This is a genomic window from Streptococcus suis (genome assembly GCA_024583055.1).
Classification (GTDB): Bacteria; Bacillota; Bacilli; order Lactobacillales; family Streptococcaceae; genus Streptococcus; species Streptococcus suis_V.
The window spans coordinates 1,597,944-1,610,902 of record CP102145.1 but is presented as its reverse complement, the minus strand read 5'-3'; the positions used below and the strand labels follow the sequence as shown (position 1 = coordinate 1,610,902).

The following is a 12,959-nucleotide window of genomic DNA, read 5'->3' as shown; positions in this document are numbered from 1 at the left end:
CAATCATTTTTTGTATACTGGTTCTACTATACCATAATTATCAGAAAATTCCAATAGCCATCTGAAAAAAGCCAACCAAGTTGGCTTTTTCAGATTCTATTATCTTCTTTATAAAACTATTCTGCCGCTACACCTTTATCAGCTGTCAATTCGATATTTTCAAGTGCAATACCTTTACCTGAAGCTGAACCATAGTTAGAATCATAGTTTTTCACACGCTTGTTCAATGCTGTAATAGACTCAGATTCAAATGTTGGAATAGCAAATGCTTGTTCGTGAGCATATTTTTGCCAAGCCTTGTAGTTTTCAAGGTTTGTTTTCTCATCGAATGAAGCAGTAGAACTAATTGCATCCAACAATTTTGTATTTTCTTCAGATACGAAACGTGACATGTTGAAGGCAGCGATAGGACCCCAAGTACCTGTTGGGTTTGGATCGTAACCAGTAGACCAACCACCAGCATACATATCAATTGCAGGGTCGTTTGCTTGAAGTGCATCGTAGAAAGTATTTCCTTCAACAGTACGGCCAGTGTACAATTCAACATTCAAGCCAACTTCTTTCCACCAAGCAATGTATTGTTGTACGAGTGCTTCGTTCGCTTCTGTACGTTTACGAGCTGCGAAAGTGATTTTGAATTCTTTACCGTCTTTACCTTCACGAATGCCGTCACCGTTTGTATCCTTGTAGCCAGCTTCATCCAAGAGTTTCTTAGCTTTTTCTGGATCGTATGTATAGCCTGCCAATTCAGAATCATGAAGTTCACCAAAGAATGAAATAATCAATGAGTTTGCTGGGTGGTATAAGCCGTTATACAATTTCTCACCAGCAGTCTTGGTATCAATAGCATAGGCAATCGCTTGACGAAGATTCACATCATTCATCTTAGCATTCTCATCCATAACGTTCTTGCCAGCAGCTTCGTCATATTTACCAAGGTTGAATGAAATATATTCGTAAACTGAATCCAAAGATCCAACGATGTTCAAGTTAGAAGCATCTTTGTATGAATCCAATTGATCAACAGGCATATCTGCGATATCGTAGTTACCAGCTTTCATCTCAGAAACGATTGTATCAGGTGATACGATATCGATTTTCAATGAACTTGTTTTTGGAGTTGTTCCCTTGAAGAAGTGTTCGTTTGGAACGTAAGTGATAGACTCACCGTTAACAATTTCTTTAATCTTCCATGGACCCATACCTACAAGTTTAGCAGTACGTGAGTACTCGCTCTTTTCCCAATCTGCAACAGGAATGTCTTTATAGATATGTTCTGGTTGGATATAGGCAGGTACATCACCACCGGCATACATCATAGAAGGTGACATTTCTTTCACAGTCAATTCTACTGTGTAGTCGTCAACTTTCTTAATACCAGAGATGTCTGATGCTGTTCCTGCAACATACTCTTCCATACCAACGATGTTCAAGAATTTATCATCAAAACGCACACCGGTATAGTCTTTGCTTGCCATTGACTTGATAGTAAAGATGTAGTCATTGATTGTAAATGGCTCACCATCTGACCACTTGTAATCTTTACCTGTCAAACTAACAGTGATTTTCTTACCTTCTACATCAAATTCAGCTTTAGCAAGACCTGAGTCATCCAATTTACGATCTCCATCGTAACCGAACAATGAAATATCAACCATTCCACCAAATGTTGAGTCAGTTGTGTTTTCAGTCAATTCATCGATCAAAAGTCCTGATGAAGTTGTAGCTGAAACCAAAGCGTATTTCAATTGTGCGTCTGCAACAGCTGAACCATCTTGTTTCACCTCAGATGGGAATGACAAGGTTTGTTCAGATGAACTTGATGACGACTTAGCACCACAAGCTGCTAAAACAGATGCAGATAAGAGTGTGATACCTGCTAAGGCAAAGAGTTTTGTTGTCTTTTTCATAAAACACCTCTGTTTTCTTTTTTTTGGGACATAGATTTATGTCTATGAATAGTATTATATCATAAAATTTTATTAAAGAAAGCGTTTTTGTCAGAAAATTTTGTAAAAAACCAAATTTTCTATATTTTCTAATAATTTCTAGCCTTTTTTCATGTGTCTAGCCCCTTTACAATATGATATAATAGGAAATAATCGATTAAAAAGGAATTTTATATGAAAAAATACAGTTCATTCTTGATAGTTTTTCTACTTTCCATTATTCTAGGAGGCCAAACCAGTCTGGCCGAGGAGCAGGTTTACCAGGCGGCAGCTGAGCATGCCATCGCTATTGAAGTCGAAACAGGAAAAATTTTATACGAAAAAAATGCCCATAGCCCAGCCAGCGTTGCTTCTATCAGTCAGTTGTTGACGGCCTACTTGGTCTATGAAGCTATTGAAGAAGGAAAATTGACAATGGACAGCCCTGTGGCCATATCTGATTTTCCCTATAAGCTGACTCTCAATACAGAAATCAGTAACGTTCTTTTAGAAAGTAGGGAATACACGGTCGAACAGCTGCTCCGGGCATCATTGATTGTTTCTGCCAATAGCGCAACAATTGCTCTGGCTGAGAAGGTGGCAGGTAGTGAGAAAGCCTTTGTGGATTTGATGAGAGAAAAAGTCCAATCCTGGGGTATTGGTGATGCCACGATTGTCAATGCGACTGGCTTGAATAATTCCTACCTCGGGGATGAACGCTATCCCGGCACTGGTAAAGAGGATGAAAATAAATTTTCTGCTGCGGCAATCGCCCTTATTGCCCGTCGTCTGGTCTTGGATCATCCTCAGGTACTGGACATCACCAGCCAACAAAGCTTAACCATGGATGGGCATACCTATTATGGTGGGCATGGGATGTTGGAAGGTAAACCCTATCAGCGTGCAGGTGTAGATGGTTTGAAAACGGGTTACTCTGCTACTGCTGGCGCCTCCTTGGTAACAACTGATGACCAGCAAAATATGCGTGTCCTGACGGTTATCCTCAACGCCGACCACAGCGATATTGATCCCGATTACCGCTATATCGCAACGACCAATTTGCTCAACTATGTTGCCCAGCATTTCCAATCTATTACCTATCTAGGGCAGGGGCAAGCCTTTGATGACAGCTCTATTGAGATTTTCAATGGACGCGTCGACACTAGCCCAGTTGTTGCCCAAAGAGACTTTAGAATTCCAATCAAACGCTCGGCTGTCGAATTGCCAACCGCTTCTTTTAAATCAGTCGAAGGCCCTCTTGAGGCACCACTTAAAAAAGGAACAGCAGCCGGAAGACTGTGGCTCCATGACTCCGACCTGATCGGCAAGGGTTACATTCAAGAACAACCAAGTCTTGAAATGGTCATCGAAAAAGAAGTCAAGGCTGATATTTGGCCCGTCTCTTGGTGGAATTACTTCGTCCGCTATGTCAATGAAAAACTGTAATAACAGCAAAACGACTCCCGTTTTTCGCACGGAAGTCGTTTTTTTGTATATGTCGATAAGCTAGAAAAGAAACCAGTCGCTTTGCTTAACTGTTTATTTGGCTCAGACAACCTTGGGAGAGATTGCTGAGGTGGGAAATAAGAACTGACGGAAGTCAGTTTACTTCACAACGACGTTTACTAATTTATTCGGATACAACAGTCTAGGAATAGACTGTTGTAAATCGGAAATAGGGCTAATAAGCGAGTTTATTTCACAACAATATTAACTAGTTTATTCGGAACACTAATCACCTTGACCACTGTTTGCCCAGCGATTTCAGCTTGGACTTTTTCGTCTGCAAGGGCAACTTTTTCGAGTTCTGCTGGTGCTAGGTCTTTGGCTACGGTCAAGCGAGCTTTTACTTTACCCTTGATTTGGACAACGATTTCCACTTCGCTTTCTACCAGCTTGCTTTCGTCATATGTTGGCCATGCGACATAGCTGATTGACTGGCCTGTATTTGCAAGACCCTGCCAGAGTTCTTCTGCCAAGTGTGGTGCAAATGGGGCAATCAATTGGACAAAGCCTTTGGCGTAGTCAACATAGAGCTTATCTTCTTTGTTAGCAGCGTTGACAAAAATCATGAGCTGGGCGATAGCCGTGTTGAATTTCAAGTCTTCAATATGCTCTGTCACCGTCTTCACAGTTTCATGGTACACTTTATCAAGCGCTCCGCTATTTCCCGAAGAAATTTCCTTCGTTGTAAGCAGGCGATAAACACGGTCCAGGAACTTACGGCTACCTTCGAGGCCTTCTTCTGACCAAGCGATTGACGCGTCAAGTGGGCCCATGAACATCTCGTAAACACGGAGGGTATCCGCACCGAACTGCTCAACCACATCATCTGGATTAACCACGTTTTTAAGAGACTTAGACATCTTAGCTGGTGCCTGCTCCAACTCCTCACCAGTTTCGATGTGGAAGAAGGAACCGTCGCGTTTTTCCACCTTGTCAGTCGCCACAAGGGCGCCACGGCTGTCACGGTAGCTAGTTCCCAAAATCATGCCCTGGTTAAAGAGTTTTTGGAATGGCTCTTTGGTCGGCACAACGCCAAGGTCATAGAGGAACTTGTGCCAGAAGCGAGCGTAGAGCAGGTGAAGGACTGCGTGCTCGGCACCACCGATGTAGATGTCCACTGGCAACCAAGCTTTGAGAAGCTCCTCATCTGCCAATTTCTCGTCATTGTGCGGGTCGATATAGCGGAGGTAGTACCAGCTAGAACCCGCCCATTGTGGCATAGTGTTGGTCTCACGGCGACCTTTGACCCCGTCTTCACGCACCACTTCCAACCAGTCAGTCAGGTTAGCAAGCGGTGATTCACCTGTACCTGAAGGCTTGATGTCTGAGGTTTTTGGCAATACCAGAGGTAACTCATTTTCTGGGACTGCTGTGGAAGTGCCGTCTTCCCAGTGGATGATTGGAATTGGCTCGCCCCAATAACGTTGACGGCTGAAGAGCCAATCACGGAGGCGGTAAGAAATTTTCTCCTGACCGACACCATTTTCTTCCAGCCAAGCCACCATTTTGGCAATAGCTTCTTCCTTGTTGAGTCCATCTAGGAAGTCGGAGTTGATGTGGGCACCATCTTCTGTATAAGGTGCTTCTTCTACATTTCCACCTTCCAGAACTGGAATGATGTCCAAGTTAAACTGCTTGGCAAATTCCCAGTCACGCTCGTCGTGGGCAGGAACAGCCATGATAGCACCTGTTCCGTAGCTCGCCAACACATAGTCCGCAATCCAGATTGGGATTTCTTTACCGTTGACAGGGTTGATGGCATAAGCACCTGTCCAGACACCTGTCTTGTCTTTAGCCAGGTCAGTACGAGCCAGGTCTGATTTGAGAGAGGCTTGGCGTTTGTATTCTGCCACAGCTTCTGCCTGCTCAGGCGATGTAATGCTATCTACCAAGTCATGCTCAGGAGCAAGAACTGCGTAGGTGGCACCGAAAAGGGTGTCAGGACGAGTAGTAAAGACTGTGAAGTCCTTATCTGTGTCCTTGATTTTGAAGGTCACATTGGCACCGGTTGACTTGCCAATCCAGTTGCGTTGCATATCCTTGATAGACTCTGGCCAATCAACTTCTTCTAAGTCATTAAGCAAACGCTCCGCATAGGCAGTGATTTTCAACATCCATTGACGCATTGGCTTGCGGACAACTGGATAACCACCACGTTCAGACGTTCCGTCAGGAAGGACTTCTTCGTTGGCGATAGCTGTTCCTAATTCCTCTACCCAGTTGACAGGCACTTCTGCCTCGTAGGCGAGGCCTTTTTCATACAACTTAGTAAAAATCCACTGGGTCCACTTGTAGTATTTGGGGTCAGTCGTATTGACCTCGCGGTCCCAGTCGTAAGAAAAACCAAGGGCGTTAATCTGACGCTTGAAGTTGGCGATATTTTCCGCTGTAAAGTCAGCTGGGTCATTGCCCGTATCCATAGCATACTGCTCCGCTGGCAAACCAAAGGCATCCCAGCCCATTGGGTGAAGAACGTTGTAGCCCTGGGCACGCTTGTAACGGCTGAGAATGTCGGTCGCAGTATAGCCCTCTGGGTGACCAACGTGCAAGCCCGCCCCAGACGGATAAGGGAACATATCTAGGGCATAAAAGTTTGGCTTGTCCGCATCTGTTCCCGTCTTAAAAGTATGATTTTTTGCCCAAAATTCCTGCCATTTGGGCTCGATTTCCTTGTGATTGTAGAAGCTCATGTCATTTCTCCATGTCAATAAATTATCTTTACTATTATATCACGAATAAAGCAAAGAAAAAAGCAGAAATCACGAGGGATTCCTGCTCATTACTCTTCATTTCCCAAATACCCCATCAATCCCGCCACAGCTTTCTCCCCGTCTGCCAGACCAAGCCCATAAATCTCGTCAAATTTGACTGGATTTTTTTCCAAACGTCCTATTTCGAGCAGCTTTTGAGGGCGGACTGCGAAAACCTGACCCTGATGTTCCAACTGGATAATCTTTTCAACCGTATCATTGTACTGCTGGTAACGTTTTGAAGCCACCGCCACAAACTTGGGATATTTCTTGTAAAGCAAGCGGTAGACCCGCCCGCTAGAGGGCTTCTTGCGGTAATCAATGGGTTGTGTCAATATCACAATCAATTTGTCAAACCCCAGGCTTCTAGCAAAGTCCACAGGGATGGAGTCCGAAAGACCTCCATCTAAATATTTTTTCCCATCAACTTCGACAATTTTTGAGACCACTGGAAGAGCCGAGCTGGCTCGCAAGAGCTCCATCTGCTCAAAAACATGGTCAATTTTGTAATACTCAGGCAGACCTGTTTCGACATTGGTCGCTGTCACATAGAAAGGCACGCCGGACTTGGCAAAGGCCTCTTGGTCAAATTTATCCAGCTCCATAGGCACTTTGTAGGAGGTAAAATCCTTGTTGACCACATTACCCGTCAGCAACCAAGACCGCAAACTCATATAGTTCTTGTCCTTGATAAAACGCTTATTGTAGCGGAGGGCTCTCCCACGTTGCTTGGATAGAAAATTGACACCAAAAAGCGCTCCAGCCGATACACTGACAATCCCGTCCACCTTGATGCCTGCATCCAAAAACGCATCTAGCACACCAGCCGTGTAGAGCCCACGCATACCGCCACCCTCTAAAACCAGACCAACCTTCATCCGACACCTCCACAAAAAAATATGATCCTATTGTAACAGAAAAAACTCTCTAGGGTATATTTTAGCCAATCAACAAGATGCACGCTCTTTCCGTCAAAAGTGATGACATGCTATAATAGGTCAATCAACATAAAATGAGGACGAACATGATTAGCATTAAAGAAATCACCCACAAGAACCAGCAAGATATCAACATCCCCAATCAACCCTTCCCTCTGATTGGTCGGCTTATCCCATCCTATCAGAACCAGGCTTGGTCCAGCCAAGCAGTCCTTTTTGAGTCAACCGAATGGGTGACCTTTCCTGATGAAAACTACGATTTTGAACAAATACAGGATAGCCATATCTTCATCGGCGCCTACGATGACAACAAATGTGTCGGCTTGGCTATCCTACAAAAACCGCTATTCAAGTATATCTACCTCCACGACCTAAAGGTTTATGCAGACTATCGCCAACAAGGACTGGCTAGCATGCTGATAGACAAGGCCAAGGAAATTGCTCAGTCAAAAGGTTACCAGGGAATTTATACCATCGCTCAAGACAACAATCTCATCGCCTGTCAATTTTACCAAAAGGTCGGTTTTGAAATTGGTGGTCTAGATACCAGGGTCTACAAAGGAACTGCTCAAGAAAGCAAGGCTGACATCTATTTTTATTTGGATTGTGACTAAGACATGGCAATGTCCATGAATCTCTACTTTCCTCGTCTGGGGCAGATAAGGATTTTCTCTGTATCAAAAAACTTGGCCAGGTGACCAAGTTTTTATTTGTTTCTCTTTAGTAGCCCATGCCACCCATGCCATCCATACCTGCTGGCATAGCTGGAGCAGCTGGTTCTGGTTTGTTGGCAACAACTGCCTCGGTAGTCAAGATGAGACTTGCAACAGATGCCGCATTTTGAAGAGCTGAACGAGTCACCTTAACAGGGTCGATAATTCCTTCTTCCATCATATTGACCCATTCACCTGTTGCAGCGTTGAAACCTGTGCCAAGCTCAGAATGTTTCAACTTGTCAATCACAACAGAGCCTTCGTAACCAGCATTGTAAGCAATCTGACGAACTGGTTCTTCCAAGGCACGCAGAACAATATTGCGACCTGTCTCATCATCACCAGACAAGTCCAACTTAGCCACGCTGTCAATCACGTTGACAAGAGCTGTACCACCACCGGCTACAATTCCTTCTTCGACCGCAGCACGGGTTGCGTTGAGGGCATCTTCGATACGGAGTTTCATTTCTTTCAACTCAGTCTCAGTTGCCGCGCCGACCTTAATTACTGCCACACCGCCAGACAATTTAGCCAAGCGTTCTTGGAGTTTTTCGCGGTCAAATTCAGAAGTTGTTGACTCGATTTGTGACTTGATAACTGCCACACGATTGCTGATAGCCTCAGGATTGCCAGCGCCTTCCACAATAGTTGTGCCGTCTTTATCAACTACGACCTTGGCAGCTTGACCAAGCGACTCGATAGTCGCATCTTTGAGGTCCAGCCCCAAGTCCTCTGTAATCACGGTACCGCCTGTCAAGATAGCAATATCTTCCAACATGGCCTTGCGACGGTCACCAAATCCAGGCGCCTTAACCGCTACAACGTTGAAAGTACCGCGGATTTTATTAAGAACAAGCGTTGGCAGAGCCTCACCATCCACATCATCCGCCACAATCAAGAGCGGTCGATTGGTTTGAAGAATGCTTTCCAAGAGTGGCAAAATCTCTTGAATATGAGAAATCTTCTTATCCGTCAAGAGGATAAATGGATTTTCCAGTTCTGCCACCATTTTTTCATTGTCCGTTACCATGTATTGAGACAGATAACCGCGGTCGAACTGCATGCCTTCTACGACATCCAACTCTGTTTCCATACCGCGAGATTCTTCAATGGTAATGACACCATCTGTTCCCACGCGCTCCATGGCCTCTGAAATATACTCACCGACTTTTTCAGAACGGGATGAAACTGCCGCAACCTGAGCAATTTCTGCCTTGTTTGAAACAGGAATAGCTTGCGCTTTCAAGGCATCCACTGCTGTCGCGACCGCAGCTTCAATCCCTCGACGGATACCGATTGGGTTGGCACCCGCTGTCACGTTTTTCAAGCCTTCACGGACAATAGCTTGGGTCAAAACAGTCGCTGTTGTCGTACCGTCACCTGCAATATCGTTGGTCTTAGATGCAACTTCCGATACCAATTTGGCACCCATGTTTTCAAAATGATCTTCAAGCTCGATTTCTTTGGCAATGGTTACCCCATCATTGGTAATCAAGGGTGAGCCATAAGCTTTTTCCAAGACTACATTGCGGCCTTTAGGACCCAAGGTTACTTTTACAGTGTCTGCCAAAATATCGACACCGCGTACCATGCTCTCACGCGCATCTGCTGCAAATTTAATTTCTTTTGCCATTTTATTTCCATCCTTTGTATCAATTAAATATTATAAAGTGCTATATTTCTTCAAATTTCCATAAAAATATCAGATTATCCCCAAAAAAGTATTCAAAGTAGACCACAAGGTAATCACAAATTTGCTCTAGTGATTGTTCCGTTACATCTAAAGTAATATATCGTTTGGAGCGATAATCCAAAATTGTCATACCATCTAACAAGGGCGCCAAGACTGTTTCCAAGGATTGAAACCAAGATTTCTTAATTGGAAGAGCTAAGTTTAGCATATTGTCTGACGTCAATTGAAACCAAATTTGCTGCTGGTTTCCTTGTTCCCAGGCAGTTATACAGCTTCCGGACGTGCTAACTTGCAAAAAATTCTGAAGAATCTCACTTAGCTGTTCTTTCATAGTCTATCTTACTCAACCACTGCTACAATATCCGCCTCACGGACAATAGTCACTTTTTCTTCGCCATCTTTGACTTCCAGACCAGCGTGAGCCTCGACCAAGACCTTGTCACCGACTGCCACAGACGGTGCAATCAATTCTCCGTTCAAGGTGCGAATTCCTTGACCAACCGCCAAGACCTGCGCCTCTTTGGTCGCTGCTTGGCTAGTTCCTGCAAGGACAAAGCCCCCTACTGTCTGTTCTTTTTCTTCGATTTTTACAACGATGCGATCGCCTAATGGTTTCAACATATCAATGCCTCCTTCATTTTTAGCACTCTGACATCGCGAGTGCTAATTCACAATTCTTATTGTATCACTTGGTCAAAAATAGTCAAGAAAATTCTACCAAGTTTTTTAAAATCCGTCCCAGGTCGGACGAAAAACCAACTAGTCTTACTTATGAGAATATGCTATACTCTTCTTAGGAAAGGAGGTCTCTATGACATTCTTCAAAAATCTATACAAAGACTATCAGGAAAGCAGATATTCTACCTACGAAGGTTTTTTAGAATGGTTTTTGAAACGGAAATTAAACTTCCTGGGAAAAATCATTTTCGCCTACCTACTCTGGGCCATTTGGATTGTCTTTTTTCTACATCCCCACTGGTTTATCTTTTTCTTCTATGGTGTGATTGTTCTATCAATTATGGTTATCCTTCTCGAATGGTGGAATGACCGTAAAAAAGGGCGCTAAAAAACGCCAACTTTCGCCAGCGTTCTTTAAGGAGATTATGAAAAATATTTAGGATCGACTTAAGTATATCCGAATTCTACACTGTTCACATCCGTCCTGAGACTGATTCTCACATTTTTGGATAAAAATAAGTACCCTCAGTTGTCAGACGCAAAAAATGCCAGCTTACACCGGCATTCTAAGGAGATATGAAAAATATTTAGGATTGATATTAGTATAAACGACTTTTCACATCCTATCATCAGTCCTAGGACCGATTTACCAGACATTATTTATAGGGAAAATATTTGAGACGTCAAAAAATTGTCACTTTCTGTTAGAAGGGTAGTTCCTCCTCTTCTAGAACCAGGTCAGCCAGGTCTTCACCAGCATTATTTTCACGCATGGCACGTTGGGCACGACTTTCGAGCAACTGGAAACTGTTTCCAAGGACTTCAGTCACATAATGGTTATTACCATCTTTTTCATATTTACGAGTACGGAGCTCTCCGTCAAGGGAAATCAAGCTGCCCTTGCTACCGTAGGACACCAGGGTTTCAGCCAATTTACCCCAGAAAATGATATTGATGAAATCCGCTTCGCGCTCACCAGACTCTGTCTTGAAGCGACGATTGACAGCAACTGTAACGCGGGTTAAATTTTTTCCCGACGGCGTCTGCGTCAACTCAGGCTGGGCCGTCAAACGACCAATTAGAATAACTTTATTGTACATTTTTTATCCTCCTACCTATCTATTCGCAAAAGAAAGGAAAAAATACAAAAAATGAAAGAAATTTTAGAAAAAAAGTTAGAAAGCAATGAACATTACAGCACTGAGCAAATCAATTGGCTCTTAGACCATATCGGCGACCCTGACCCTATCATTCGTGACCAGCTGGTCTATGCCAGTTTCTGCCACCTTTTTCTGGATGAAATCATTAGCAAAGACCAGGCTCAGCAACTTTTTGAACAGAGCCAGCAAAGGCAACTTCTCTCACAAGATAGTCTAACTCGCAGTTTTGCCAGCCTGCTCTATGCTTTGATTATAGGCATAGATGAGGACCATCCTCACTATCAGAATTTCCTGACTAACAGCCAGCTCCAAATCCTCTTTAAACAAGCCTTGGACATTTTTACTTTTGAAAATGACTGGCGTGGCTACGATGAAAATCTGGGCTGGATACATGCTGGTGCACATGGAGCGGATTTTCTCCTCGCTGCTACCTGCCACCAAGCCTTCCCAGCCGACAAGTTTGAGCAGGCTTGGCAAGCTCTTATAGACTGCTGCCTCAAGCAAAACAGCACATTTTCAGCAGGTGAAGAGACGAGATTGGCCCAGATACCTGTTTATCTCATCCTCAATCAAAAGGTTTCGGCTTCAATCCTAGTCACATGGATGGAGCAATTAGATGTCCCCAATCAAGAGCCGGTTGAGTATTTCCGTTGGCTCAATATTCAACGATTTCTATCCAGCATCTATTTCCAACTCAAATCACACCAAGCTTTGGCACCAGAAGTTGAGCAAGCCATTGAAAAACAAATACGGCTATACTAGAACCTGCATTCACAGCTCAGCATCTCTAGCCAAGGCTAGTTTTCTGCCACTCATCGTTCGCTTTTCTCGAAATACAGTCAGTATTCCATCAAAAAATGGTCTTGATTGGCAAAAAACTATCTCTTGTCTAAACATACTTTTCTTGTGAATGGAGGTTCTAAAAAGAATTGGCACGCGACCAATTCTTTTTTAGTTTTTCCAATGTTTAGCAGGCTCAAACGGATCGCCCACGACTGCGCTATCATCCAATTCGATAATACCGCGAACTTGCGGTGCGTTTGGCAGGCCCAATTCACGCGGACTACACATCATACCAAAGCTATCCTCGCCACGGAGTTTACCAGGGAAAATCAAGCTACCGCTCGGTATCATAGCTCCTGGCAGGGCAACAATGGTTTTGAGGCCTTGGGCTGCGTTTGGTGCGCCAGCTACGATTTGCACCGTTTTGTTGCCAACGTTGACTTGACAAATATTGAGGTGGTCGCTGTCTGGGTGCGGTGTCAATTCCACAATCTGACCGACCACAAATTTTGGTTCCTTGTCATTGACCAAACTCTCCGCAAAACCTTCTTGACTCAATTCTGCATTCAAGACTGCAATCTGCTCGTCTGTCAAGAAGACCTGACCATTTCCGCTCAAATCAATCAGACTAGACACTTCAAAAATATTCCAAGCTACCGTCTGCCCCGTCTCCTCGATATAGACACGCGCAACCTTGCCCTTGCGTTCAACTGTTACATCTTGTCCTTTGCCATCAGCCACGATGACCATGAGCACATCACCGACATATTCTTTATTATATGTAAAAATCATTTATCAACCTTTTCTATG

General features: G+C 43.9%; 12 protein-coding genes. 4 read left to right on the top strand and 8 right to left on the bottom strand.

Annotation, left to right across the window (positions count from 1 at the left end; translation table 11 throughout):
- Positions 1-116: 116 nt before the first annotated feature.
- Positions 117-1,910 carry an oligopeptide ABC transporter substrate-binding protein gene (locus NQZ91_08085; protein UUM57325.1) on the bottom strand — a complete coding sequence of 598 codons (1,794 nt, stop codon included), beginning with the start codon at positions 1,908-1,910 and terminating at the stop codon, positions 117-119.
- Between the two features lie 213 nt (positions 1,911-2,123).
- Here NQZ91_08085 and pbp3 point away from each other — a divergent pair, with 213 nt between their 5' ends.
- Positions 2,124-3,374 (top strand): D-alanyl-D-alanine carboxypeptidase PBP3, encoded by a 1,251-nt coding sequence (gene pbp3 / locus NQZ91_08080; GenBank protein UUM57324.1) that lies wholly within the window; start codon positions 2,124-2,126, stop codon positions 3,372-3,374.
- A gap of 248 nt (positions 3,375-3,622) precedes the next feature.
- Here pbp3 and leuS read toward each other — a convergent pair whose 3' ends face one another.
- Positions 3,623-6,124 (bottom strand): leucine--tRNA ligase, encoded by a 2,502-nt coding sequence (gene leuS / locus NQZ91_08075; protein UUM57323.1) that lies wholly within the window; start codon positions 6,122-6,124, stop codon positions 3,623-3,625.
- Between the two features lie 89 nt (positions 6,125-6,213).
- On the bottom strand, positions 6,214-7,062 hold the full coding sequence (locus tag NQZ91_08070; protein ID UUM57322.1) for a patatin family protein: 849 nt from the start codon (positions 7,060-7,062) through the stop codon (positions 6,214-6,216).
- 146 nt (positions 7,063-7,208) lie between these two features.
- On the opposite strand from NQZ91_08070, the gene NQZ91_08065 reads away from it, so the two are divergent.
- Positions 7,209-7,736: a GNAT family N-acetyltransferase gene (locus tag NQZ91_08065; protein UUM57321.1), complete on the top strand. Its 528-nt coding sequence runs from the start codon at positions 7,209-7,211 to the stop codon at positions 7,734-7,736.
- 106 nt (positions 7,737-7,842) lie between these two features.
- Here the strand turns inward: NQZ91_08065 and groL are convergent, their stop codons facing one another.
- From groL to groES, 3 genes are read right to left on the bottom strand one after another with little or no spacing between them, the layout of a single operon-like run.
- Positions 7,843-9,468, bottom strand: coding sequence for a chaperonin GroEL (gene groL, locus NQZ91_08060; GenBank protein ID UUM57320.1), 1,626 nt, complete (start codon positions 9,466-9,468; stop codon positions 7,843-7,845).
- 40 nt (positions 9,469-9,508) lie between these two features.
- Complete coding sequence (locus NQZ91_08055; protein UUM57319.1) at positions 9,509-9,859, bottom strand: hypothetical protein; 351 nt, start codon at positions 9,857-9,859, stop codon at positions 9,509-9,511.
- Between the two features lie 8 nt (positions 9,860-9,867).
- Complete coding sequence (groES, locus tag NQZ91_08050; GenBank protein UUM57318.1) at positions 9,868-10,149, bottom strand: co-chaperone GroES; 282 nt, start codon at positions 10,147-10,149, stop codon at positions 9,868-9,870.
- A gap of 190 nt (positions 10,150-10,339) precedes the next feature.
- Between groES and NQZ91_08045 the strand changes: the two genes are divergently transcribed.
- A complete protein-coding gene (locus NQZ91_08045) occupies positions 10,340-10,594 on the top strand; it encodes a hypothetical protein (GenBank protein ID UUM57317.1) in 255 nt (84 codons plus the stop codon).
- A 316-nt stretch (positions 10,595-10,910) separates the two neighbouring features.
- Here the strand turns inward: NQZ91_08045 and NQZ91_08040 are convergent, their stop codons facing one another.
- The gene (locus NQZ91_08040; GenBank protein ID UUM57316.1) at positions 10,911-11,306 is read right to left on the bottom strand and encodes a single-stranded DNA-binding protein; all 396 of its coding nucleotides are present in this window, start codon (positions 11,304-11,306) and stop codon (positions 10,911-10,913) included.
- 51 nt (positions 11,307-11,357) lie between these two features.
- Here NQZ91_08040 and NQZ91_08035 point away from each other — a divergent pair, with 51 nt between their 5' ends.
- On the top strand, positions 11,358-12,128 hold the full coding sequence (locus tag NQZ91_08035) for a DUF2785 domain-containing protein (GenBank protein UUM57315.1): 771 nt from the start codon (positions 11,358-11,360) through the stop codon (positions 12,126-12,128).
- Between the two features lie 189 nt (positions 12,129-12,317).
- Here NQZ91_08035 and NQZ91_08030 read toward each other — a convergent pair whose 3' ends face one another.
- Positions 12,318-12,941 (bottom strand): DUF4479 and tRNA-binding domain-containing protein, encoded by a 624-nt coding sequence (locus NQZ91_08030; protein ID UUM57314.1) that lies wholly within the window; start codon positions 12,939-12,941, stop codon positions 12,318-12,320.
- Positions 12,942-12,959: the final 18 nt, after the last annotated feature.

Coding starts and splice junctions, on each gene's coding strand:
- NQZ91_08085 (UUM57325.1), bottom strand. CDS start 1,910: ATGAAAAAGACAACAAAACTCTTTGCCTTAGCAGGTATCACACTCTTA.
- pbp3 (UUM57324.1), top strand. CDS start 2,124: ATGAAAAAATACAGTTCATTCTTGATAGTTTTTCTACTTTCCATTATT.
- leuS (UUM57323.1), bottom strand. CDS start 6,124: ATGAGCTTCTACAATCACAAGGAAATCGAGCCCAAATGGCAGGAATTT.
- NQZ91_08070 (UUM57322.1), bottom strand. CDS start 7,062: ATGAAGGTTGGTCTGGTTTTAGAGGGTGGCGGTATGCGTGGGCTCTAC.
- NQZ91_08065 (UUM57321.1), top strand. CDS start 7,209: ATGATTAGCATTAAAGAAATCACCCACAAGAACCAGCAAGATATCAAC.
- groL (UUM57320.1), bottom strand. CDS start 9,468: ATGGCAAAAGAAATTAAATTTGCAGCAGATGCGCGTGAGAGCATGGTA.
- NQZ91_08055 (UUM57319.1), bottom strand. CDS start 9,859: ATGAAAGAACAGCTAAGTGAGATTCTTCAGAATTTTTTGCAAGTTAGC.
- groES (UUM57318.1), bottom strand. CDS start 10,149: ATGTTGAAACCATTAGGCGATCGCATCGTTGTAAAAATCGAAGAAAAA.
- NQZ91_08045 (UUM57317.1), top strand. CDS start 10,340: ATGACATTCTTCAAAAATCTATACAAAGACTATCAGGAAAGCAGATAT.
- NQZ91_08040 (UUM57316.1), bottom strand. CDS start 11,306: ATGTACAATAAAGTTATTCTAATTGGTCGTTTGACGGCCCAGCCTGAG.
- NQZ91_08035 (UUM57315.1), top strand. CDS start 11,358: ATGAAAGAAATTTTAGAAAAAAAGTTAGAAAGCAATGAACATTACAGC.
- NQZ91_08030 (UUM57314.1), bottom strand. CDS start 12,941: ATGATTTTTACATATAATAAAGAATATGTCGGTGATGTGCTCATGGTC.